25 protein-coding genes and 1 tRNA gene are annotated in these 22,793 nt (G+C 59.5%); 8 read left to right on the top strand and 18 right to left on the bottom strand.

Annotated elements, in window-relative coordinates:
• Positions 1-19: 19 nt before the first annotated feature.
• The 12 genes from nuoI to efp form a co-directional block, all read right to left on the bottom strand.
• Positions 20-505, bottom strand: coding sequence for an NADH-quinone oxidoreductase subunit NuoI (gene nuoI / locus SPHFLASMR4Y_RS05510; RefSeq protein WP_089132665.1), 486 nt, complete (start codon positions 503-505; stop codon positions 20-22).
• Positions 502-1,560 carry an NADH-quinone oxidoreductase subunit NuoH gene (gene nuoH / locus SPHFLASMR4Y_RS05515; protein ID WP_089132666.1) on the bottom strand — a complete coding sequence of 353 codons (1,059 nt, stop codon included), beginning with the start codon at positions 1,558-1,560 and terminating at the stop codon, positions 502-504. Before nuoH ends, nuoI begins: the two co-directional genes overlap by 4 nt.
• A 160-nt stretch (positions 1,561-1,720) precedes the next feature.
• Positions 1,721-3,736, bottom strand: a complete 2,016-nt coding sequence (nuoG, locus tag SPHFLASMR4Y_RS05520) for an NADH-quinone oxidoreductase subunit NuoG (RefSeq protein WP_089132667.1) — start codon at positions 3,734-3,736, stop codon at positions 1,721-1,723.
• Positions 3,736-4,473, bottom strand: coding sequence for a hypothetical protein (locus tag SPHFLASMR4Y_RS05525; protein WP_089132668.1), 738 nt, complete (start codon positions 4,471-4,473; stop codon positions 3,736-3,738). The genes nuoG and SPHFLASMR4Y_RS05525 overlap by 1 nt, the downstream gene beginning before the upstream one ends.
• The gene (gene nuoF / locus SPHFLASMR4Y_RS05530; RefSeq protein WP_089132669.1) at positions 4,470-5,792 is read right to left on the bottom strand and encodes an NADH-quinone oxidoreductase subunit NuoF; all 1,323 of its coding nucleotides are present in this window, start codon (positions 5,790-5,792) and stop codon (positions 4,470-4,472) included. Before nuoF ends, SPHFLASMR4Y_RS05525 begins: the two co-directional genes overlap by 4 nt.
• Positions 5,793-6,037: 245 nt before the next feature.
• The gene (locus tag SPHFLASMR4Y_RS05535) at positions 6,038-6,703 is read right to left on the bottom strand and encodes a complex I 24 kDa subunit family protein (RefSeq protein ID WP_089132670.1); all 666 of its coding nucleotides are present in this window, start codon (positions 6,701-6,703) and stop codon (positions 6,038-6,040) included.
• Positions 6,703-7,935: an NADH-quinone oxidoreductase subunit D gene (locus SPHFLASMR4Y_RS05540; protein WP_089132671.1), complete on the bottom strand. Its 1,233-nt coding sequence runs from the start codon at positions 7,933-7,935 to the stop codon at positions 6,703-6,705. The genes SPHFLASMR4Y_RS05535 and SPHFLASMR4Y_RS05540 overlap by 1 nt, the downstream gene beginning before the upstream one ends.
• A gap of 108 nt (positions 7,936-8,043) precedes the next feature.
• A complete protein-coding gene (locus tag SPHFLASMR4Y_RS05545) occupies positions 8,044-8,826 on the bottom strand; it encodes an NADH-quinone oxidoreductase subunit C (protein ID WP_089132672.1) in 783 nt (260 codons plus the stop codon).
• A 142-nt stretch (positions 8,827-8,968) separates the two neighbouring features.
• Positions 8,969-9,484 (bottom strand): NuoB/complex I 20 kDa subunit family protein, encoded by a 516-nt coding sequence (locus SPHFLASMR4Y_RS05550; protein ID WP_089134702.1) that lies wholly within the window; start codon positions 9,482-9,484, stop codon positions 8,969-8,971.
• Between the two features lie 47 nt (positions 9,485-9,531).
• Positions 9,532-9,906 carry an NADH-quinone oxidoreductase subunit A gene (ndhC, locus tag SPHFLASMR4Y_RS05555; RefSeq protein WP_089132673.1) on the bottom strand — a complete coding sequence of 125 codons (375 nt, stop codon included), beginning with the start codon at positions 9,904-9,906 and terminating at the stop codon, positions 9,532-9,534.
• A gap of 105 nt (positions 9,907-10,011) precedes the next feature.
• Positions 10,012-10,830 carry an inositol monophosphatase family protein gene (locus SPHFLASMR4Y_RS05560; protein WP_089132674.1) on the bottom strand — a complete coding sequence of 273 codons (819 nt, stop codon included), beginning with the start codon at positions 10,828-10,830 and terminating at the stop codon, positions 10,012-10,014.
• 162 nt (positions 10,831-10,992) lie between these two features.
• Entirely contained in the window at positions 10,993-11,556 is a 564-nt protein-coding gene (efp, locus tag SPHFLASMR4Y_RS05565; protein ID WP_089132675.1) for an elongation factor P, read from the bottom strand.
• A gap of 151 nt (positions 11,557-11,707) precedes the next feature.
• Here efp and SPHFLASMR4Y_RS05570 point away from each other — a divergent pair, with 151 nt between their 5' ends.
• The gene (locus SPHFLASMR4Y_RS05570) at positions 11,708-11,953 is read left to right on the top strand and encodes a hypothetical protein (protein WP_089132676.1); all 246 of its coding nucleotides are present in this window, start codon (positions 11,708-11,710) and stop codon (positions 11,951-11,953) included.
• A gap of 9 nt (positions 11,954-11,962) precedes the next feature.
• On the opposite strand, the gene thiE is transcribed toward SPHFLASMR4Y_RS05570, so the two are convergent.
• The 5 genes from thiE to tkt form a co-directional block, all read right to left on the bottom strand.
• Entirely contained in the window at positions 11,963-12,589 is a 627-nt protein-coding gene (gene thiE, locus SPHFLASMR4Y_RS05575; protein ID WP_089132677.1) for a thiamine phosphate synthase, read from the bottom strand.
• 104 nt (positions 12,590-12,693) lie between these two features.
• On the bottom strand, positions 12,694-13,581 hold the full coding sequence (locus tag SPHFLASMR4Y_RS05580) for a fructose bisphosphate aldolase (protein WP_089132678.1): 888 nt from the start codon (positions 13,579-13,581) through the stop codon (positions 12,694-12,696).
• Positions 13,582-13,600: 19 nt separating this feature from the next.
• Positions 13,601-14,797 (bottom strand): phosphoglycerate kinase, encoded by a 1,197-nt coding sequence (locus SPHFLASMR4Y_RS05585; RefSeq protein ID WP_089132679.1) that lies wholly within the window; start codon positions 14,795-14,797, stop codon positions 13,601-13,603.
• Between the two features lie 19 nt (positions 14,798-14,816).
• Entirely contained in the window at positions 14,817-15,824 is a 1,008-nt protein-coding gene (gap, locus tag SPHFLASMR4Y_RS05590) for a type I glyceraldehyde-3-phosphate dehydrogenase (RefSeq protein WP_089132680.1), read from the bottom strand.
• Between the two features lie 35 nt (positions 15,825-15,859).
• Entirely contained in the window at positions 15,860-17,827 is a 1,968-nt protein-coding gene (gene tkt, locus SPHFLASMR4Y_RS05595) for a transketolase (RefSeq protein WP_089132681.1), read from the bottom strand.
• Positions 17,828-18,027: 200 nt separating this feature from the next.
• Between tkt and SPHFLASMR4Y_RS05600 the strand changes: the two genes are divergently transcribed.
• From SPHFLASMR4Y_RS05600 to SPHFLASMR4Y_RS05615, 4 genes are all read left to right on the top strand, one after another.
• Positions 18,028-18,216: a hypothetical protein gene (locus tag SPHFLASMR4Y_RS05600; protein WP_089132682.1), complete on the top strand. Its 189-nt coding sequence runs from the start codon at positions 18,028-18,030 to the stop codon at positions 18,214-18,216.
• A 4-nt stretch (positions 18,217-18,220) separates the two neighbouring features.
• Entirely contained in the window at positions 18,221-18,544 is a 324-nt protein-coding gene (locus SPHFLASMR4Y_RS05605) for a cell division protein ZapA (protein WP_089132683.1), read from the top strand.
• A 228-nt stretch (positions 18,545-18,772) separates the two neighbouring features.
• Positions 18,773-19,339 (top strand): 5-formyltetrahydrofolate cyclo-ligase, encoded by a 567-nt coding sequence (locus tag SPHFLASMR4Y_RS05610; RefSeq protein WP_186266050.1) that lies wholly within the window; start codon positions 18,773-18,775, stop codon positions 19,337-19,339.
• Positions 19,336-19,632, top strand: a complete 297-nt coding sequence (locus SPHFLASMR4Y_RS05615) for a DUF2842 domain-containing protein (RefSeq protein ID WP_313906761.1) — start codon at positions 19,336-19,338, stop codon at positions 19,630-19,632. Before SPHFLASMR4Y_RS05610 ends, SPHFLASMR4Y_RS05615 begins: the two co-directional genes overlap by 4 nt.
• On the opposite strand, the gene SPHFLASMR4Y_RS05620 is transcribed toward SPHFLASMR4Y_RS05615, so the two are convergent.
• Positions 19,611-19,687: transfer RNA gene (locus SPHFLASMR4Y_RS05620), tRNA-Asp, on the bottom strand. The two genes, SPHFLASMR4Y_RS05615 and SPHFLASMR4Y_RS05620, sit on opposite strands and share 22 nt — an antisense overlap.
• Before the next feature lie 419 nt (positions 19,688-20,106).
• Between SPHFLASMR4Y_RS05620 and SPHFLASMR4Y_RS05625 the strand changes: the two genes are divergently transcribed.
• From SPHFLASMR4Y_RS05625 to SPHFLASMR4Y_RS05635, 3 genes are all read left to right on the top strand, one after another.
• Positions 20,107-21,087: a hypothetical protein gene (locus tag SPHFLASMR4Y_RS05625; RefSeq protein WP_260807083.1), complete on the top strand. Its 981-nt coding sequence runs from the start codon at positions 20,107-20,109 to the stop codon at positions 21,085-21,087.
• A 21-nt stretch (positions 21,088-21,108) separates the two neighbouring features.
• Positions 21,109-21,573: a DUF11 domain-containing protein gene (locus SPHFLASMR4Y_RS05630; RefSeq protein WP_089132686.1), complete on the top strand. Its 465-nt coding sequence runs from the start codon at positions 21,109-21,111 to the stop codon at positions 21,571-21,573.
• A 62-nt stretch (positions 21,574-21,635) separates the two neighbouring features.
• Entirely contained in the window at positions 21,636-22,745 is a 1,110-nt protein-coding gene (locus SPHFLASMR4Y_RS05635) for a DUF11 domain-containing protein (RefSeq protein ID WP_089132687.1), read from the top strand.
• Positions 22,746-22,793: the final 48 nt, after the last annotated feature.

The raw sequence follows: 22,793 nt of genomic DNA on the forward strand, positions 1-22,793 counted from the left end.
ATAAATAATCCCCAGCCCATTACCGATAGGGCGCATCGGCGGCAAGGTTTGCCGCGATTGCCCGCTCCCATTTGTCGCCATTTTCGAGCAGCTTCGATTTGTCGTAAATCAGCTCTTCGCGCGTTTCCGTCGCATATTCGAAATTCGGCCCCTCGACGACCGCATCAACCGGGCAGGCTTCCTGACAGAAACCGCAATAGATGCACTTGGTCATGTCGATGTCATAGCGCGTGGTCCGGCGCGAACCGTCTTCGCGCGGCTCGGCCTCGATCGTGATCGCCTGCGCCGGACAAACCGCTTCGCACAGCTTGCAGGCGATGCAGCGTTCCTCGCCATTGGGATAGCGACGCAGCGCATGCTCGCCCCGGAACCGCGGCGAAATCGGGTTCTTTTCATAGGGATAGTTGATCGTCTTCTTCGCCTTGAAGAAATATTTCAGCGTCAGCAGATGCGCGCCGATAAATTCCCAAAGGGTGAAGGCCTTGATGGTTTGTGCAATACTCATAGCGGCAATCCAAACTTGTCAATCATCACATAGCCGCTGACCAGGAACACCCAGAGCAGGCTAAGCGGCAGGAATATCTTCCAGCCCAGACGCATCAGCTGGTCATAGCGGTAGCGCGGCACAGTCGCCATCACCCAGCTGAAGATGAAGAAGAAGAAAAACATCTTGCCGAACAGCCAGAAGATGCCCGGAATATCGAACCACGGAATCCAGTCGACATCCAGCGGCGGCAGCCAGCCACCCCAGAAGAGGATCGCGTTGAGCGCGCACATCAGCAGGATATTGGCATATTCGCCGAGCCAGAACAGCGCGAAGCTCATCGAGCTATATTCGGTCTGGTAACCGGCCACCAGCTCGCTTTCCGCTTCGGTCAGGTCGAACGGATGGCGCGCCGTTTCGGCCATCGAGGCGATCAGGAACACCACCGCCATCGGGAAGAGCAGCGGGTTGAAGCCATAAGCATTGATCATCCCGAAGATATGACCTTCCTGCGAACGGACAATGTCAGACAGGTTGAAGGTTCCGGCAAACAGCACCACCGAAATCAGGATGAAGCCGATCGAGACTTCATAGCTGATCATCTGTGCAGCCGCACGCATCGCGGAAAAGAACGGATATTTCGAGTTACTCGCCCAACCGGCAATCACCACACCGTAGACACCGAGCGAGCTGATCGCGAGAATGTAGAGCAGGCCGATATTGATATTGGCGAGCACCATATCCTCGCCGAACGGGATCACCGCCCAGGCGAGCAGGGCCACGGTGAAGGTGATGATCGGCGCCAGCAGGAACAGGCCCTTGTTGGCGCTCGACGGGATGATCGTTTCCTGCAGAAAGACTTTCAGACCGTCGGCGAACGATTGCAGCAAGCCGAAAGGGCCCACAACATTGGGCCCGCGCCGCAACGCCATCGCCGCCCAGATTTTCCGGTCGACGTAAATGATCATCGCGACGGCCAGCATCAGCGGCAATGCGATCAGCAGGATCAGCGCGAGCGTTGCAACAAACCAGCCGAGTTCGGCACCGAGGAAAGTGGATTGAAGAAATTCGGTCATCAGATATTTCCTCCCTGAAGCGCAGCTTTGGGGAGGTGGCACGCCGACGGCGTGACGGAGGGGCCGAACGAAGTGAGGAAGCGAGATGCCCCTCCACCATCCTGCGGATGGTCCCCCTCCCCGTGCTTCGCACAAGGAGGAAAAATGGCGGTTACATTATTCATTCCGCCGCCTCCATCAATTCATCATCGGCGTGCAGCAATTCCGCGGAACAGCGCTGCATGGTCGCGCTGGCGCGGGCGATGCTGTTGGTCAGGTAGAAATCCTTGATCGGGTGCACGCCCTGCCCCTTGGGCTTGTCCGGCAATCCGGTTGGCGGCGCCCAGTCGAACGCGACCAGACCTTCCTCAGCGAGCTGCGGATGATCCTTCGCCATCTTGGCGCGCAATTCCTCGAAACTGTCGAACGGCAGGGTCTTGCCCATGACGTCAGACAGCGCCCGCAGGATGCTCCAGTCCTCGCGCGCGTCGCCCGGCGCAAAAATCGCCTTGTTCGAACGCTGGACCCGGCCTTCCAGATTGACATAGGTGCCGTTTTTCTCGGTATAGGCGGCACCCGGCAGGATCACATCCGCCGCATGGGCACCGGCATCACCATGATGGCCGATATAGACCTTGAAACTCTTGTCGAACGGCGAAAAGTCGGTTTCATCCGCGCCCAGCGCGAAGACCAGCTTCGGTTTTTTCGCGGCGATCGCCTTGATCCCGCCGTCAAAAGCATAGCCGAGCATCAGCCCGCCGGTGCGCGAGGCCCCGATATGCAGGACGTTGAAACCGTTCCAGCCATCACGGATCAGCTTGTACTTGCTCGCCAGCTTGAGCGCAGCGCCATGCGCGCCTTCGACGCTCAATGCGCCGCCGCCCAGAATGATCGCAGGCTTCTCCGCCCCCTTCAGCGCATCGGCCGCTGCCTTGGGCAGCTTCGCCAGCAGCCCCATGTCATCGCCCAGCCATTCGACCGGATAAGTCTGGTCCGTTTCCGGGCCGATGCCAAAGACTTTCGCGCCGCCGTGCCGCACAGCCTTGCGGATGCGGGTATTGACCAGCGACGCTTCCCAGCGCGGGTTGGTCGAGACCAGCAGGATCACGTCCGCTTCCTCAATACCGGCGATGGTCGAATTGAAATTCACCGCGGCCAGATTGCTGACATCATAGGAAAGACCGGTCTGGCGGCCTTCCAGCATGTCCGAGCGCATCGACTTGAGCAGCTTTTTCGCCGCATACATGGTCTCGCAATCGACCAGATCACCGGCAATCGCGGCCACCGAACTGCCCGCCTTCACATCGGCAATCGCCTGGAACGCCTCGTTCCAGCTCGCCGCTTCCAGCTTGCCGTTCCGGCGCACATAAGGCTTGTCGAGACGGCGCTTCATCAGGCCGTCAATCGCGTGGCGGGTCTTGTCGGTCGCCCATTCCTCGTTCACGTCATCATTGACGCGCGGCAGCGCGCGCAACACTTCGCGGCCGCGTGAATCGATGCGGATATTGGTGCCGACCCCGTCCATCACGTCGATGCCGAGCGTCTTGGTCAATTCCCAGGGACGCGCTTCAAAGGCATAAGGCTTGCTGGTCAAGGCACCGACCGGGCAGAGGTCAACGACATTGCCGCTCAGCTCACTGTGCACAGCGCCTTCGAGATAGGAGGTAATCTCCATACCCTCGCCGCGACCAATCGCGCCAATTTCCTCGACGCCGGCGACTTCTTCGCTGAATCGCACGCAGCGGGTGCAGTGGATGCAGCGGGTCATCGCGGTCTTGACGATCGGCCCCATATATTTCTCGGTGACCGCGCGCTTGTTCTCTTCGTAGCGCGAGCCGCCCTTGCCATAGGCCATGGCCTGGTCCTGCAGATCGCATTCGCCGCCCTGGTCGCAAATCGGGCAGTCGAGCGGATGGTTGATCAGGAGAAATTCCATCACACCTTCGCGCGCCTTCTTGACCATTTCGCTGTCTGTGCGGATTTCCTGGCCCTCGGCTGCGGGCAGCGCGCAGCTCGCCTGCGGCTTCGGTGGCCCCGGCTTCACTTCGACCAGACACATGCGACAGTTGCCGGCGATGCTCAGCCGTTCGTGGTAGCAGAAACGCGGGATTTCCTTGCCGGCAAGCTCGGCCGCCTGCAGCACGGTCGCGCCCTGCGGCACTTCCAGTTCGACGCCATCTACGGTGACTTTAGGCATTAGTCCTGTGCCTCCGTCGGGTTGCTATCGGCGGCGGACGGCGCTCCAACGACGAAGCGCTGCCACATTCCGTCCGCGGCAAAGCCACGGATATTGGCGGGCTTGAGCTGCAGCTGCTGGCCGGCGACGATGCAGGCACTCAGGGCCGGAACCAGAGCGACGGCCGCATCCTTTTCGGCTTTCGTGCCGGAAGCCGTACGGAGCAGCTTGTCGGCATTTACCGGATCCTGGCTCGCAATACAGTCGGACATGATCCCCAGAGCCTTTGCCGTTGGCAACATATCCCCGCTCGTCACATAGTCGCGCGGCTTGGCTGCCCATATCTCGTGATTCGCCGGCACTTTGGGATGCGCGCGCAAATAGGCTGCTTCGAGCATCATGTAGCGGAAGGCCGACGGAGAAAAGGAAATCGAGCTCTGGACCGCATCGCCCTGCATGACAAAACACTCGCGAATATTCCACTGGCGGAACATTTTTGATTCCTCGATCCCAGCGCCCTCGAAATCGACGGTCAACGGGTCGCTGATGACCAGCAGGCCATCAATCTGCTTCTGGTGCGGACCATAAGCGCAACTGACATAGCGGTCCCTGACCAGACCATCCCTGACCGGATCGGGCTTTTCAGGACGGACCGGGATCTTCGAACCGAGCTGGATGTCCGGATCGACCTGTGCGAGAGCGGGACTTCCGATGCCCACAGCCACGAGGGCGCCCAATATTACCGATGCGATCTTCATTCCGCTGCCTCCAGCACGTCCGTGCCTTTATGTTCGTGTATCCGCCGCTCCATCTCGGGACGGAAGTGTCTGATCAGCCCCTGGATCGGCCAGGCCGCCGCGTCGCCGAGCGCACAGATGGTGTGGCCTTCGACCTGCTTGGTGACTTCGTATAGCGTATCGATATCGGCGATATCCGCGTCGCCATCGCGCATTTTTTCCATCACCCGCCACATCCAGCCGGTGCCTTCGCGGCACGGCGTGCACTGGCCGCAGCTTTCATGCTTGTAGAAATAGCTGAGCCGGGAAATCGCGCGGACGATGTCGGTCGACTTGTCCATGACGATGACCGCAGCCGTGCCAAGACCGGAGCCGAGGTCCTTGAGCCCGTCAAAGTCCATCGGCGCGTCCATGATCTGCTCGGCCGGCACCAGCGGAACCGAAGACCCGCCCGGAATGACCGCCAGCAGATTGTCCCAGCCGCCGGTGATGCCGCCGCAATGTTTCTCGATCATGTCCCGGAACGGGATCGACATCGCTTCTTCAAACACCGCCGGCTTGTCGACATGGCCGGAGACCTGGAACAGTTTCGTGCCGTGATTGCCTTCGCGACCAAAGCTGGCGAACCAGCTGGCGCCGCGCCGCAGGATCGTCGGAACGACCGCGATCGATTCAACATTGTTGACCGTGGTCGGGCAGCCGTAGAGACCGGCACCGGCCGGAAATGGCGGTTTCAACCGTGGCTGGCCCTTCTTGCCCTCGAGGCTTTCGATCATCGCGGTTTCTTCGCCGCAGATATAGGCGCCGGCGCCGCGGTGGACGAAGACGTCGAAATCATAGCCGGACTTGGCGGCGTTCTTGCCAATGAGCCCCGCGTCATAGGCTTCCTTGACGGCCGCCTCCATGACCTTGGCTTCCATAATATATTCGCCGCGAATGTAGATATAGGCGGCGCGCGCGCGCATCGCGAAACCGGCGATCAGCGCGCCCTCGATCAGCTTGTGCGGATCGTTGCGCAGAATTTCGCGGTCCTTGCAGCTGCCCGGCTCGGATTCATCGGCGTTGATCACCAGAAAGCTTGGCCGCGGATTGCCCTGGCTGTCCTTCGGCGCTTCCTTGGGCATGAACGACCATTTCAGACCGGTCGGAAAACCCGCCCCGCCGCGACCGCGCAGGCCGCTGGCCTTCATTTCCTCGATGATCTTGTCATTGCCGCGCTTGATGATGTCGGCGGTATTGTCCCAGTCACCGCGATGCTGCGCCTCTTTCAGCCCCCAGTGCTGGAAGCCGTAGACATTGGTGAAGATACGGTCCTTGTCCTGAAGGAAATCAAACGCCATTATTTTTTCCTCCAACGGCCCCACAGGCCGCCAATAATGCCAAGGATGACCACGGCGAGCCCGATCCAGCCTGCATATCCGTCGAGTAGCATGGCATCAGCTCCCCTTCCGTGTCATCGGGAAGAAGCCCGTTCGTGCTGAGCCTGTCGAAGCACTTCTGCCGTCGATGCACCCCAATGCCGATAGAGGTCCTTCGACAGGCTCAGGACGAACGGAATTGGTCAATGCGCGCGATGTCAACCCCATCACCATTCCCCCCGGTAATCGTGATTTTCCTCGACCATCGCCTGCAGGTTCGTCGGACCGCCTTCGGCCTCGCTGGTCTTGCGCCCGATCTGCGAACCGACCTTGATCTCCTTGCCCGCGGCCAGATCCTCGAGGATCCGGGTCATGATGTCATAATCGAGATCTTCGTAATTATCGTCGTTGATCTGGACCATCGGCGCGTTGGAGCAATTGCCCATGCACTCGACCTCGGTCAGCGTGAACAGCCCGTCGGGCGTGGTCTTGCCCTTGTTGAGCCCCTTGTTCTTGCAAGCCGCCATCACATCGTCACTGCCGCGCAACATGCACGGCGTGGTGCCGCAGACCTGGACATGGAACTGCCCGACCGGCGCGAGATTATACATGGTGTAGAAAGTCGCGACCTCATAGGCCCGCATATAGGGCATATCGAGATAGGCGGCGACATATTCGATCACCGGAACCGGCAGCCAGCCTTGCGTTTTCGTCTCCGCGCCAACCTGCCGCTGGGCGAGGTCGAGCAGCGCCATAACCGCCGATTTCTGGCGGCCAGCCGGATATTTCGCGATCTGCCACTTGGCCAGCTTCTCGTTTTCCGGCGTAAACGCAAAATCGCCCCATTTGGCGCGCGTTTCGATTTCATCGGGAATGGTTGGTGCTTCAGCCATTATCGGTCACATTCTCCAAATACGACATCAATCGCGCCCAAAATAGCGGTGGCGTCGGGCAGCATATGGCCCTTGGTCATGAAATCCATCGCCTGCAAATGCGAAAACGCGGTCGGGCGGATCTTGCAGCGATAGGGCTTGTTGGTGCCGTCGCTGACCAGATAGACGCCGAATTCGCCCTTCGGGCTTTCGGTCGCGACATAGACTTCGCCGGCGGGGACGTGGAAGCCCTCGGTGTAGAGTTTGAAATGATGGATCAAGGCTTCCATCGACTGCTTCATCTCGGCACGCTTGGGCGGGACGATCTTTCTGTCGGTAGAGGCAACAGGGCCATCGGGCATTTCATTCAGGCACTGGCGCATGATCCGCGCACTCTGCCGGACTTCCTCGACCCGGACCATGAACCGGTCATAGCAGTCGCCCCTGGTCCCGACCGGCACTTCAAAGTCCATGCGGTCGTAGACATCATAAGGCTGCGACTTGCGCAGGTCCCAGGCGACACCGCTGCCGCGCAGCACCGGACCGGAAAAGCCCCAGCGGATCGCATCATCCTGCGACACGGTGGCGATATCGACATTGCGTTGCTTGAAAATACGGTTGCCGACAACCAGGCTCATCGCATCGTCGAACAGCTTCGGAAATTCATCCAGCCAGTCGGCGATATCGGTGAGCAGCTTGAGCGGCACATCCTGATGGACGCCACCGGGCCGGAACCAGGCGCTGTGCATCCGCGCACCGCTGGCCCGTTCGAAAAATTCCAGGCATTGCTCGCGAATTTCGAACACCCAGATATTCGGGGTCATCGCGCCGACATCCATGACATGGGCGCCGATGTTGAGCATGTGATTGCAGATACGGGTCAGCTCGGCGAACAGCACGCGCAGATATTGGCCGCGCAGCGGCACTTCCAGATCGAGCAATTTCTCGATCGCCAGCACATAGCTGTGTTCCATCGCCAGCGGCGAACAATAGTCGAGCCGGTCAAAATAGGGCAAAGCCTGCAAATAGGTCTTGTGCTCGATCAGCTTCTCGGTGCCGCGGTGCAGCAGGCCGACATGCGGATCGACACGCTCGACCACTTCGCCATCGAGCTCCATCACCATCCGCAACACGCCATGCGCCGCAGGATGCTGGGGACCGAAGTTGATCGTGAAATTCTGGATTTCCAGATCGCCAACCGTCGGATCGGCCTCGTCTGCGATATGATCCATTTCGTCGAGATAGTCAGACATTGGATATCTCCGGTTCAATGCCGTTCGGGCCGAGTTTGACCACGCCCGGTTTGCGACAGACCATGTCCTTCGACAGGCTCAGGACGAACGGGTTTGCGGACCAGTCGCTCACTTGCCCTCCCCCTTCTTCTGCGTCCCGGACTTTGTCCGCTTCGGAGCAGGCTTCTTCGCCGCAGCCTTCTTACGCTTCGACGGCTTGGCCGCTTCCTTGTCGGCCTTTTCGCCCGCACCGGTCTCTTTCTTGTCGTCGGTGGTCTTCGGCGTCGGTGGCGGCGTTTCGCCGCCCACTTTCTCGTCACCGGGCAGGATATAATCCGCACCTTCCCAAGGCGACATGAAATCAAAGCTGCGGAAATCCTGGGCCAGTTTCACCGGCTCGTAGACCACCCGCTTGGCTTCCTCGGAATAGCGCATCTCGACATAGCCGGTCAGCGGGAAATCCTTGCGGAACGGGTGACCCTGGAAACCATAGTCGGTCAGGATCCGTCGCAGGTCGGTATTGCCGTCGAACAAGACGCCATACATGTCGAACACTTCGCGCTCGAGCCAGCCGGCGACTTCCCAGATATGGGTGACGCTGGGCACCGCATTGTCCTCGTCGGTGGTAACCTTGACGCGGATGCGGTGGTTCTTGGTCAGGCTGAGCAGATGATAGCAGACCTCGAACCGCTCGGCTCGATCCGGATAGTCGACACCGGCGATTTCCATCAGCTGCTGATATTCATGCTTGTCGCGCAGCTTCTCCAATACCGTCGCAAGCTTCTTGCGCTCGACGGTGAAGCTGATTTCGCCATAGGCCTCGACCGTCTCGATCAGGGCCGCGCCAATTGCCTTGCCAAGCTTCGCCGCAACGCCGTCATTGCTGGATATTGCTGGAGCAGAATGAGCCATCAGAAAACCCCGTTCGTCTCGAGCGAAGTCGAGAGACCGTTAGTGGAGATACCGTTCGTCCTGAGCCTGTCGAAGGACATCTCAGGACGACAAGCGCACTTCGACAAGCTCAGTGCGAACGGATTATAATGGAAGGTCATATTCACCGCTCAAAGGTTCCGACGCGGCGGATCTTCCGCTGCAACTGCATCACGCCGTAGAGCAAGGCTTCTGCGGTTGGCGGACAGCCCGGCACGTAGATATCGACCGGCACGATCCGGTCACAACCGCGCACGACGCTATAGCTGTAGTGATAATAGCCGCCGCCATTGGCGCAGCTGCCCATCGAAATGACATATTTCGGGTCGGACATCTGGTCATAGACCTTGCGCAGCGCCGGCGCCATCTTGTTGCACAGGGTGCCGGCGACAATCATCACGTCCGACTGGCGCGGGCTGGCCCGCGGCGCAGCGCCGAAACGCTCCATGTCGTAGCGCGGCATGTTGACGTGGATCATTTCCACCGCGCAGCAGGCGAGACCAAAGGTCATCCACCACAGCGAACCGGTGCGGGCCCACTGAAACAGCTCCTCGGTCGAAGTGACCAGAAAACCCTTGTCATTCACTTCCGAATTCAGGTCCTTGAAAAAACCTTCGTCCGGCTGCGTGTCAGGCCGCATCGGCGTGCCGTCTGCGTTCAATATGGCCGAGCCACTGGTGCCAGTTTCTAATCCCACTCCAGCGCTCCTACTTTCCAGGCATAAACAAAGCCGATGATCAGCTCGGCGAGAAAGACCATCATCGTCGTCCAGCCAACCCAGCCGGTCAGATCCAGCGAAACCGCCCACGGAAACAGAAAGGCTGCTTCCAGATCAAAAATGATGAACAGGATCGCGACGAGATAGAAACGGACATCAAACTGGCTGCGCGAATCTTCAAAGGCGGGAAAACCGCATTCATATTCGGAAAGTTTTTCCGCATTCGGATTATGGGTTCCGGTCAGCCGCGAGACGCCCATGGGCAAAAACACAAAGGCTACAGACAGACCGGCGGCCACGAACAGGAAAAGCAGGATGGGTGCATATTCGGAAAGATCGACCACAGATGACTCGTTTCGCTAATATTCGGGGCCGCTTTTAGGCAGTGGCTTGCCATGCCGCAAGGGCGAAGTGGCTTAAATTTTCGGCCTTTTGCGAGGCGTTCGCAGTTACAGCAGCGACTTTGCCAATATCCGGTGCAGCTTGCTGTGCAGCGCTTCGTTCGATGCCAATATTTCGCCCTGCCCGATCGGCTGATCGCCACCGGTATAGTCAGTAACAAATCCACCGGCTTCGCGAACCATCAATATTCCTGCAGCAACATCCCAGACTTTCAGCCCCGCTTCCCAGAAGCCGTCATAGCGACCGGCCGCCAGCCAGGCGAGATCGAGCGCGGCCGATCCGTTGCGCCTGATGCCGGCAACCTGTGGCGCCACGGCACCGAAAATCCGCGCCCATTCGCCAAGATCGCCATGCCCCTTGAAGGGAATGCCGGTAGCGATCAGGGCTTCCGAAAGATCGCGTCGGGCCGAGACGCGCAGACGGCGCTCGCCGAGCCATGCGCCCTTGTCCATTTCTGCCCACCAGGTCAGATCGGTGAGCGGTTCATAAATCAGGCCGCTGGTGATCTTGCCCCAGCCGCGCCCGTCGAGCGAACGCTCCTGCACCGCGATGGAAATAGCAAAATGCGGGATGCCGTGGAGAAAGTTGGAAGTGCCGTCGAGCGGATCGATGATCCAACGCGGCTTGCCTTCCTCGCCCTCGATCATGCCGCCTTCTTCCAGGACAAAGCCCCAGCCGGGACGGACCTTCTGCAACTCGTCATAGAGAATCCGCTCGGCCCTCATGTCCGCCTTGGACACGAAATCGGCCGGGCCTTTTTTCGACACCTGCAGATGTTCGACTTCACCAAAGTCGCGGCGCAGGCGCGAACCGGCCTTGCGCGCGGCGCGCTCCATCACGGTTATAAGGGCGGAATGTGCTGGCATATCAATATCTCCCCCCTCCCGATTGCGGGAGGGGCTGGTGCTTGTCTCTCCCCTCCCGTCTACGGGAGAGGCTGGGGGTGGGTCTATCTGTTTTTCAAAGAGCGGGCGAGCGGCTTGCGCGTGCCCGCCCCTGCCTCCTCCCGCAACCGGGAGAAGAAATGATTAGCTGGCCTTGCCGACATATTCGCGGGCATAGACATCGACAATGATCCGGGTTCCGGCCGAAATGAACGGCGGCACCATGACGCGGACGCCATTGTCGAGAATGGCCGGCTTGTAGCTCGACGAGGCCGTCTGGCCCTTGACCACGGCGTCGGCCTCGACGATTTCCGCTTCGATCTGGTCGGGGAGCTGAACGGAAATCGGCTTTTCCTCGTACAGCTCCAGCTGCACGTCCATGCCGTCCTGCAAAAATTCGACCGCATCGCCCAGCAAATCCGCCGGCAATGTAATCTGCTCGTAATTTTCCTTGTCCATGAAGGTCAGCATATCGCCGTCGGCGAAAAGATACTGGAATGTCTTGGTATCCAGACGGACCTTCTCGAGCGTGTCGGCGCTGCGGAATCGGACGTTGGTCTTGCGCCCGTCGACGAGATTCTTCATCTCGACCTGCATATAGGCGCCGCCCTTGCCGGGCTGCGTGTGCTGGATCTTGGCAACCTTCCACAGGCCGCCTTCATATTCCAAAATATTACCCGGACGGATATCCACACCGCTGATCTTCATCGCTTGTCTCGCTCGATAGAATGTTTGATTGTGCGGCGCTGTAATCTGCTGGCGGTTAATAGGCAAGCCCGGTGACACCGAAAGGCTGTGCAATCGGTCACAGGTCTTTTTCATACAATACGCCGCAAGGCCTAGCCGCTAATGTCAAATCATGGCCCAGACAGACATCTCCCGCTTTCGCGGCAATCCCGAAAATCCGCCCTCGCGGCGACCATGTGCGCTCGCCGCAGGCCTGTTCGGCTATTCGATTGCCAATGGCCAGATGCACTCGTTCAAGGAAACCGAGGGCTATTTGCGCGACATGGAACAAATGCCCCATTTTGTTCCGCCGTCGGCGAGCAGCTTCGTCGCCCAGTATCTGGCCTCCAATATCGGCAAGACACACAGCTCGTCCTGAGCGGCCGGATCACTCTCCGAGTATGTCCGCAAATTTCCTGACTGCCGCCCCCGGACCGTCCGGATCATTCCAGACCGCGCCGCTCACCGCCAGAAAATCGGCGCCGGCGTCGACCAGCGACTGACAATTGTCCGGTGTGATTCCGCCAATCGCCACGCAGGGTATTTCCATCATTCCGGACCACCAGGCGAGCAGCTCCGGTTCCGGCCGGTGGACGGTTTCCTTGGTGGTGGTAGGGAAAAAAGCCCCGAAGGCCACATAATTGGCACCGCCCTCGCCCGCTTCCATCGCCAGATGGCGGCTGTCATGGCAGGTGATCCCGATCTGGACATCATGGCCCAATGTCTCGCGGGCATTTTTCAGACTCTCGTCCGCCTGCCCCAGATGCACGCCATCCGCGCCCAGTTGCCGGGCCAGAGCGACATCGTCATTGACGACAAAAGCCACGTCGAATTCGTCACAGATCGCTTTCAGCGGGGCCGCGAGCCGGGCCGCTTCGTCGGCGTCCATATCCTTGACCCGGAACTGGAAGGCCGCCACCGGCCCCGCCTCCAGCGCCTCGCGCAGGCGGTCGGGAAAGGATCCGCCGACATCCAGGGGTGAAATCAGGTAAAGCTGGCAGGGTATATCGTTCATGGCCGGGCTTCCAGCGCCCCATCCTTGCCGATCAGCCTGCCGACGATATCATCGTCGACCACTGACCGGCCCGGATCGGTTGTGGACAAAACCGCGCCCCCGGTTCAGGCAATCGAGGCGCGATAAATCTGGTCGATCGCACCGCCAAGCACGGCATCGAATTCCTCGTCGCTCTGCGAAACCCGCAGGTCCTGCAGCAAGCCGCGGCTGAAGCTGGCGATCATGCCTTGGTTCTTGGCAAGCTGTTCGCAGGCTTCCTCGGTGGAATAGCCGCCGGACAAGGCAACCAGCCGGACCACTTTCGGGTGATCGGCCAGAGACTTGTAGAGATTGGCCTCGACCGGAATCGACAGCTTCAGCATCACCCGCTGGTCATCCGCCAGCGCGTCGAGATGCTTGGTCAGTTCGCCGAGCAGGATCTTGTCGCATTCGGCGCGCTCGTCGCTCTTGATATTCACTTCCGGCTCGATGATCGGCACCAGCCCGTTGGCCAGGATCTGCTTGCCGAAGTCGAACTGCTGCGCGACGATCGCCGCGATGCCGTCCGCATTGGCCTTGTTGATCACCGAACGCATCTTGGTGCCGAAAACGCCTTTCGACAGCGCCAGCTTGCACTGGTCGTCGAGATCGGGGATCGGCTTCATCAACTGGACGCCATTGTCCTCGTCCTGCAGCCCCTTGTCGACTTTCAGGAAGGGCACAACACCGCGGTCCCAGAGCGCTTCGGGGACCGGTTTGCCGCCGGCGTCACCGTTCATGGTCTTTTCGAACAGGATCGCGCCGATCACCTTGCCATTGCCAAAGCTGGGCGAGGTAATGATGCGGCTGCGCATCTTGTGGATCAGACCGAACATCTCGTCGTCATTGGAGAATGAATCCGCGCCGATACCATAGCCTGCCAGCGCCTTGGGCGTCGAGCCACCGCTCTGGTCCAGCGCGGCAATAAAGCCTTGGCCATTCTCGATCTTGCTCATCATTTCACTATTCGCCATTTTTCATTTCCTGATATGTTCACTGAATTTGGTTAAGCGCTTCGACGCCGGGCAAAGGCTTGCCTTCCATCCATTCGAGGAAGGCGCCTCCTGCGGTCGATACGAAGCTGAAATCATCGGCAACGCCGGCATGGTTGAGCGCGGCCACCGTATCACCGCCACCGGCGACCGAAAGCAATTGCCCCTCTTTGGTGAGGGCGGCGGCGGTTTTCGCCAGCGCGACCGTGGCGCTGTCAAAAGGCGGCGTCTCGAACGCGCCGAGCGGACCGTTCCAGACCAGAGTCTTGCAGGTCTTGAGCACATCGGACAGCGCCTCCACGGCGGCCGGTCCGATATCGAGGATCATTTCATCCGCTGCCACTTCATGGACGTTGACCGTCCGTGTTGGCGGATTGGCGCGGAATTCTTTTGCGACCACGACATCATAAGGCAGATGCACGGTGCAATCGGCCCGGTCTGCCGCTTCTAGAATTTCATTGGCGGTATCGGCCAGATCATGTTCGCACAAAGAATTGCCGACATCGACACCGCGCGCGGCCAGAAAAGTATTGGCCATGCCGCCGCCGATGATCAGATGATCGACCTTCTCGACCATCTGGCGGAGCACATCGAGCTTGCTCGACACTTTCGCCCCGCCGACCACCGCAGCAACCGGATGTTCCGGACTGCCCAGCGCCTTGTCGAGCGCGGTCAGCTCACTTTCCATCGAACGGCCGGCATAGGACGGCAGGTGATGCGCGATGCCCTCGGTCGTGACATGCGCGCGATGCGCTGCGGAAAAGGCATCATTGACGTAGAAATCGCCAAAGGCGGCAATCGCCTTGGCCATGGCGGGGTCATTCTTTTCCTCGCCCGGCGCAAAGCGGCTGTTCTCCAGCACCGTGATGCTGCCCTCCGGCAGCGCGTCGATCGCCGCCTGATCCGGCTTCTGCAGGAAACCGACGTCCCGGCCGAGGACCGCCGCCAGAGGGGCGACCACGGGCTCGAGCGAATATTCGGCGACATATTCCCCTTTCGGGCGTCCAAAATGGGCGAGCAACAGCAGTTTCGCGCCCTTGTCAGCCAATTCGGCGACCGTCGGCATCAGAGCCTTCAGGCGCATATCGTCGGTCACCTTGCCATCCGCCATCGGCACGTTCAGGTCGACGCGGACCAAGCCGCGTTTTCCCCAAACATCACCGATATTATCAAGCGTTTTAAAACTGTTAGCTGACATTAATCAGAACCCTTGTGAACTAGAGCAAGCCGGCCATGACCTTGGCGGTATCGATCATGCGGTTGGAGAAGCCCCATTCATTGTCATACCAGCTGACGACGCGGACCAGCTTGCCATCCATGACGGTCGTTTCGAGGCTGTCGACCGAGCTGCTTGCCGGCTGGTGGTTGAAATCGCTGGACACGAGTGGCTTGTCCTCGAACACCAGCACGCCCTTCATCGGGCCTTCGGCGGCCGCTTTCAGCGCGCCGTTGACTTCTTCCACCGTGGTGTCGCGGCTTGGCGTGATCACCAGATCCACCAGGCTGACATTCGGCGTCGGCACGCGGACGGACGAGCCGTCGAGCTTGCCGTTCAGTTCCGGCAGTACCAGACCGACCGCACGGGCCGCACCGGTGGTCGTCGGGATCATGTTGACCGCACCGGCGCGGGCGCGGCGCATGTCGCCATGCATCTGGTCGAGCATCCGCTGGTCGTTGGTGTAGCTGTGGATCGTGGTCATGAAGCCACGCTCGATGCCCACCGTGTCGTGCAGAACCTTGGCGACCGGTGCCAGGCAGTTGGTCGTGCAGGAGGCGTTCGAGACGATGACATCGTCGGCGGTCAGCACATCATGGTTGACGCCATAGACAACCGTTTTCAGGTCACCCTTGGCCGGAGCCGAGATCAGGACGCGTTTCGCGCCAGCGTCGATATGCGGTTGCGCCGCGTCCTTCGACTGGAAGAAGCCGGTGCATTCGAGCACGATGTCGACGCCCATTTCGCCGTGCGGCAGGTCGCCCGGATTGCGTTCGGAGGTGACGGCAATCTTCTTGCCATTGACCATGATATGATCGCCATGAGCGGTGACTTCGCCGGGAAAACGGCCGTGTACGCTGTCATAGGCGAACAGCAGAGCGTTGGATTCGGCATCCGCCAGATCATTGATCGCGACCAGTTCAAGACCGTCATCTTCGCGTTCCAGTATCGCGCGGGCGACCAGACGACCGATCCGGCCAAATCCGTTAATTGCTACTTTTGTCATCAATTTTGCTCCTTTGAATGCGAATTTTCTGGCTGTTTTCAGCCAATTTTTTCTAATATCTGCGGCGTGATGGCATCTGCGGTCAGGCCGAAATGCTCGAAGAGATCGTTGATCGGCGCCGATGCTCCGAAGCTGTCAATACCGAAGCGCAGTCCGTCAAGGCCGGTATAGCGTTCCCAGCCGAACGTCGTGCCGGCTTCTATCGAAACGCGCACCATATCGGAGCCGCCCAACAGATCACCGCGATATTCGGCCGACTGCTCGTCGAACAATTCTGTGCAGGGCATCGATATGACATCCGCGCCGGTTCCGGCGGCTTCCAGCTGCTCGGCAACCGCCAGCGCCAGAGACACTTCCGAACCGGTGGCGATCAGGACCACCCGCTTGGCATTGTCCGCCGCCTTGATGCGATAAGCGCCTTTTTCACAACGATTTGTGCTGACGTCATCGCGGATCGGCGCAAGCCCCTGCCGCGTCAGCGCCAGGGTCGACGGACCGTCGGCACGCTTGATTGCGAGCGCCCAGCATTCTGCCGTTTCGATCGCGTCCGCGGGCCGGTAGACATGCATGTTCGGCATCAGCCGCAGGCTCTGCACATGCTCGATCGGCTGATGGGTCGGACCATCTTCGCCAAGACCGATACTGTCATGAGTCATCACATAAATGGCGCGCGCATTCTGGATCGCGGATAGCCGCATGGCGCCGCGGCAATAGTCGGTGAACACCAGAAACGTGCCGCCATAGGGAATGATCCCACCGTGCAGCGCCATGCCGTTCATCGCCGCAGCCATGCCGAACTCGCGGATACCATAATAGATATAGCGCCCCGAATAATCGGCTTTTGTCAAAGGCTTGGTCGAAGGAGTTTTGGTATTGTTTGAACCTGTAAGGTCAGCACTGCCGCCAATCATTTCGGGCAGCGCCTCGGTGATCGCACCCAGCGCCATTTCGGACGCCTTGCGGGTTGCCCATTTCGGCGGGTCCTTGGCCAGACCTTCCAGATAGGCCTGCATCGCCGTCCCGTCGGGAAGCTCGCCGGCCATCCGCCGCTTGAATTCTGCCGCATCGGCATGACCGTCCAGTCGCTTGTTCCAGTCGGCATGCGCAGCAGCGCCCTTTTCTCCCAGTTGACGCCATGCTGTCAGCACATCGTCGGGAATGACGAAAGGCTCGGCGTCCCAGCCGAGCGCCGCCCGCGTACCGGCAATTTCTTCATCGCCGAGCGGAGCGCCATGGGTCGCCGATGTGCCCTGCTTGGTCGGGGCGCCATAGCCGATGACCGTCTTGCAAGCGACCAGCGACGGCCGGGGATCGGCTTCCGCTTCTTTCAGCGCCCGGCGGATGTCGTCAAAGTCATGGCCATCGCAGGAAACCACGTGCCAGCCCGATGCCCGATAGCGCGCTGGAATATCTTCGCTGGTCGATAATTCCGTTCCACCATCGATAGTTATGCCATTATCATCCCAAAGAACATTAAGTCTTCCAAGACCCAGATGGCCGCCAAGACCGACGGCCTCGTGATTGATCCCTTCCATCAGGCAGCCATCACCGGCAATCACCCAGGTCTTGTGATCCACCAGATCATCACCGAAAGTCGCGTTCAGGTGCCGCTCGGCAATAGCCATGCCCACTGCCGTGGCAAAGCCCTGCCCCAAAGGCCCGGTCGTCGTTTCCACGCCTTCCAGCTTGAAATTTTCCGGGTGGCCAGCGCAGGGCGAGCTGAGCTGGCGAAAATCCTTGATATCCTGCAATGTCGGCCGCGCGTAACCGGTCAGGTGCAGCAGTGAATAGATCAGCATCGAACCATGGCCCGCCGACAGGACGAAACGGTCACGATCCGCCCATTTGGGCGCTTTCGGATCAAATTTCAGAAAATCGCTGAACAGCACGGTTGCCACGTCCGCCATGCCCATCGGCATCCCGGGATGGCCGCTGTTCGCCGCTTGCACCGCATCCATGGAGAGCGCTCTGATGGCGTTTGCCATGCTTTTTTCGGTTACGGTCATATCTAGTCTGATCCCTTGATTGGACGCGTGGAAAAACGCAACGGAATGCCGCGATTCGCTATTTTGCCTCCTCCTTTGATGATCCAGCGAGGCGGCGTCAAGGACCGCTTTTCATCATCCGGTGTTTACGGCGTCAGAATAGATTGATAGCAATGAAAGACAGCAACTGACCTGTTGGGAACAAGCTTTGGAAAATGCTCATGGACAATGAACGTGTCATCCTTGCGATAGGCCGGATCGAACGGGCGCTCAGTCGTATGGAATCGTCAATCGACAGATCCAGGTCCGATAGTGACCCGGAGCTGAAGGCCCGCCACGAGGCGCTGAAAGCGGAAATGAAGCAGGCCATCCGGACGATTGACGGGCTGATCGAGCGACAGGAGCACTGAAACCATGGCGCAAATGAAACTGGAAATCGGCGGCCGCTCGTTCATGGTGACATGCCAGGACGGTGAAGAAGCCCATCTGACGAAACTGGCCGCGATGGTCGACGGCAAAGCGCGGGAATCCGGAGATCCGGCAGGGCTGACCGAAAGCCGGATGCTGCTGTTTACATCGCTGCTGCTCGCCGATGACCTGCACAGCGCACAAGCCACCGGTGGCGCCCCTGTCGAGGCAAGCGTGCCGGCAAAGCCTGATCCGGTCGACGAGCAGGCGATTGCCGCTCTTGAAAAACTGGCCGATCGTGCCGAACAATTGGCGAACAGTCTTGAGTAACACCCCCATCGCGCCTAGATAGGGTGTGACGGGTACTGTCTGGCACGAGCTAGATACGAACATCCCTGAGGCGATATAACTTCCTAGGGAGCTGTCCCTGCCCGGATTGCGGACTGTTTGGCAGTCGGGTCCGGTGCATATGGCGCCCACCTGACGTAATAGGCGTCAGAGGATTTTCCGGCCAACGACCAAGACGGTCCCGTCACCCTCCCAAAGAAAGATATTTTTTTGAGTAGCTTAAAAGAGAAAAAGCAGAAACTACGCAAAGAATATAGAAGGCGCCGCGACCGGTTTGTCGAGCAACTGGATGGGGCCAGTCGCAACCTGTCCTTTCGCCGCCCGCCCTCTCCTCTGGCCCGTCTGTTCAAACCGCAGCAAACGGTAGCCTTTTACCGGAGCATCGGCAGCGAAGCGCCTACCGAGCGGCTGGTTGAATATCTGACAGAGACCGGCGTCAAAATTGCCTTTCCCCGCGTGACGGACAATGGAGCGATGGAATTCCGGCTGGTGACCGGCCCGGAACTGCTGGAATGCGGGTTCCGCAATATCCCCGAGCCTGACGAATCCTGTCCGCTGGTCGATCCCGACTTGATCATTGCTCCGCTTGTCGCCTTTGACCGTTCGCTTCGGCGCCTGGGCCAGGGTGGCGGCTATTATGACCGCAGCTTTGCCCAATATCCCGATGTGCCGCGTATCGGCCTGGCCTGGTCTGTTCAGGAAGCCGGAGAGATACCGGCGGAACCCCATGACCTGCCCTTGCAGATGATCGTGACGGAATGTGAAATCATAGAATGAGGCAGAATGACGCCATGACACCGGAAACCGAAAGCAAGCCGAACGACCACCCCAGCTGGCGCAAGCCGGCCGGCATGATTCTGATCTTGCTGCTGATATTGCTGTGGTGCGGCATAGCCGTCACCCTGATCGAGAAAATCGACATGCTGCACTTCTGGCTGCAACTGCCAGTCTATGTAATTCTCGGGATTGCTTGGATTTTCCCCATGCGCCCGTTGCTGACATGGATGAATACGGGGTCTTGGCGCCATTTCCCGGAAAACAAGGGAAATGGCGCGAGTGACGAGACTTGAACTCGCGACCTCCGGCGTGACAGGCCGGCGCTCTAACCAACTGAGCTACACCCGCTTAAGTGCCTCTATAGGCGGTGGAGCAGCGCAAGTATAAGAGCGCTGCATTCCTGTCAACAACACTCTTTCGATTCTTTGATAAATTTCTGCGCAGGACGCATTGCGCCGTCATCAACGGCACCTTTTCCGGCGATAAGCCGGTGCCGGATTGCTGCTTCGGGAAAAAACTACAGTAAAGCCCCTCCTTTACCAGATGTTACACTTGGATATGGTAAACCGGGGGTTAACCGTCCCGCAGTGATCGCATAACACATGCCGGAAAATGGCTGTTTTCAGCCATATCTGGCGCGCAAGGCCGCATAACATCATTTATCCGGCGTTTACCAAATATTTTGCTTTCCTTGCCATATAGCCGGCATGAAATATGCACAGATACAGGATTGGGAATGCCGGTCACACTTGGGAGCCGCCTCTGCGGTGAGTCGCCATTTGGCGCTCGCGCTGGGCGTGGCAACCCTCGCCCTGCCATCGACCGCGGCCCAGGCAGCGGGGACACTAGCCGGAACCGACATCGTCAATGTCGCACAGGCGACCTATGACTCGCCCGAAGGCGGCACGCCGATCACGATTGATTCGAATCAGGTCACCATCAAGGTCGACGAACTGCTCGATGTTACCGTGGTATCCAGCGACCCGGGTGACGTGGTTACCGCCCCGGCGCTGACCGCTCAGGTGCTGACCTATCAGGTCACCAACAGCGGCAACGGATCGGAAGCCTTCACCCTGTCGGCCGACACCGCCAAGCCGGGCGACGAATTTGATACCGGCTTCGAACAGATGATTTTCGATAGCAATGGCAACGGGGTCTATGATCCGGGCGTCGACACTATTTATGCGCCCGGCACCAACGACCCGGTGCTGGCACCCGACGAGAGTATCACGGTTTTCATCCTGTCGACGATTCCCGCGTCTGCCGGCGACAGGGACCGCGCCGAGATCGAACTGTCCGCAACCGCCAATACCGGCAGTGGCACCCCCGGCACAATCTTCGCCGGAGAGGGTGATGGCGGCGGTGACGCCGTGGTCGGCGCCACCGGTGCGCGCGATGCCGACAGCGGCTATTTCGTGATCCAGACATCGGATGTCACCCTGGCCAAAAGCGCGACCATTATCGATCCGTCCGGCGGCGACCAGCCGATCCCCGGCGCGACCATCGTCTATCAGCTGGTCGCGACAACGATCGGCTCCGGCGATCTCGCCAATCTCGTGATCAGCGACGATATCCCCGCCGACACCACCTATAAATCCGGGACCATCACGCTGGAGGGCGCGCCGCTGACCGACGCCGCAGACGATGGCGATGCCGGCAGCTTTGCAGGCGACGCGATCGCCGTGGCGCTGGGCACGGTTCCGGGCGGGCAAACCCGCACCATCACTTTCCAGGTCACCATCGACTGAATGCAATCGGGGTATAGCACTATGTTTAAAGCAGTTTCTCTCGCGATAGCGCTGATCATGCCGGGCACGGCATTGGCCGCCAACACGGTCAGCCTGTCGAGCGATGTGTTCGTCGAGCGCAAGGTGGCAAAGCCCAATGGCACCACCGCGCTGGTGCTCGAACAGCCAACGACCGTCACACCGGGCGACAAGCTCGTGTTCGTCGTAAAATATAAGAATGTCGGCCGCGCGCCGGCCACGGATTTCTCTGTCACCAATCCGCTACCGAAGGCGGTGGCGTTCAATGGAACGTCTGATGGCACTGAAATTGTCTCCGTTGACGGAGGCAAGAGCTGGGGACCGCTTGCGGACCTCACCTATCTGGGCGGGAACGGCGAAGTCCGCCCCGCTCTCATGACCGATGTTACCCATGTGAAATGGACGTTCAATCGTGCCCTTTCTGCAGGTTCGGGAGGGAAATTGGTTTTTCGCGGCACTGTGAAGTGACCGCAACCGTACCGGATCGCCGCGGGGTTAGGCGATCCAAATAAGTGAAACAGGAGACAGTTATGACCAGTATACTGAAACTTCTCGTTGCCACTAGTACCATTTCTGTAGCGGCGCTGGGTGCAAACCCGGCGTTCGCTGCAGATCTGGGCACTGATGCAGGAACGAGCATTACCAATACCGTAAGCGTGGCCTATAATGTCGGGGGAACCGGCCAGACCGCAGAAACCGACAGCGACGTTTTTGTCGTCGACCGTAAAGTCAATCTCGTCATCGCCAAAAGCGACGCGGTGAACACTTCGGTAGCGCCGAACGCCACACAGCAGGCCGTGACCTACACGGTCAGCAACCAGACCAACGACACCATCGACGTGTTGCTCAGTTCCGAACAACTGGCCACCGACGATTTCGACGTGTCCGGCGCGATCACATATTATCTCGATAATGGCAGCACCGCCGGGGTCTTTGATGCCGGTGACACGCTGATCACCTATATCGACAACCTGCCCGAAGACAGCAGCGTCACGATTCATGCCGTGGCCAATATTCCCGGCGGCGTCGTTACCGGCGATCTGGCGGATCTCGTCCTGATCGGCCAGGCAGCAGCCCATGGCGGCAGCGGCCTTCCGGCGACCGGCGTGGGCGTGCAGGGCACTGCCTTCACGGACGATTCGGGCGATGCGGACGATGCGTCGCAAGTGCAGAATGTCTTTGCCGACACGGCAGGGACAGGCAGCTCCGACGGAGCCGGCGACGGCTATCACAGCGCCACCGACACTTATGAAGTGGCTGCAGCGGACATCACGGTGACCAAAACCAGCAATGTCCTGTGGGATCCGGTCAACGGCAGCACCAATCCGAAAGCCATTCCCGGCGCAATTGTCGAATATTGCATCGCGGTCGCCAACGCGGCCGGCGGCGCAACGGCAACCGGCGTGGCCATTTCGGATACGATTCCGGCCAATCTGACCTATTACAACAGCCTGGCCACCGGTCCGGCGACGGTTCCGGCCGTCATCGGCGTGGTAACCGAAGGTACGGTCACCGGATCCACCTGTAATGCAGATGGCACCGGTACCGGTTCGGAGGCCGCCGGGGTGGTTTCGGGCAATCTTGGCACTGTTGCCTCGGGTTCGACCGAAACGCTCGTCTTCCGGGTCACGGTCGAATAGCGTTTTCGCAATTTGGCGGCAGGCCGGCATTTGCGCCGGTTTGCCGCT

It is taken from the genome of Sphingorhabdus sp. SMR4y (assembly GCF_002218195.1).
Lineage (GTDB): Bacteria > Pseudomonadota > Alphaproteobacteria > Sphingomonadales > Sphingomonadaceae > Parasphingorhabdus.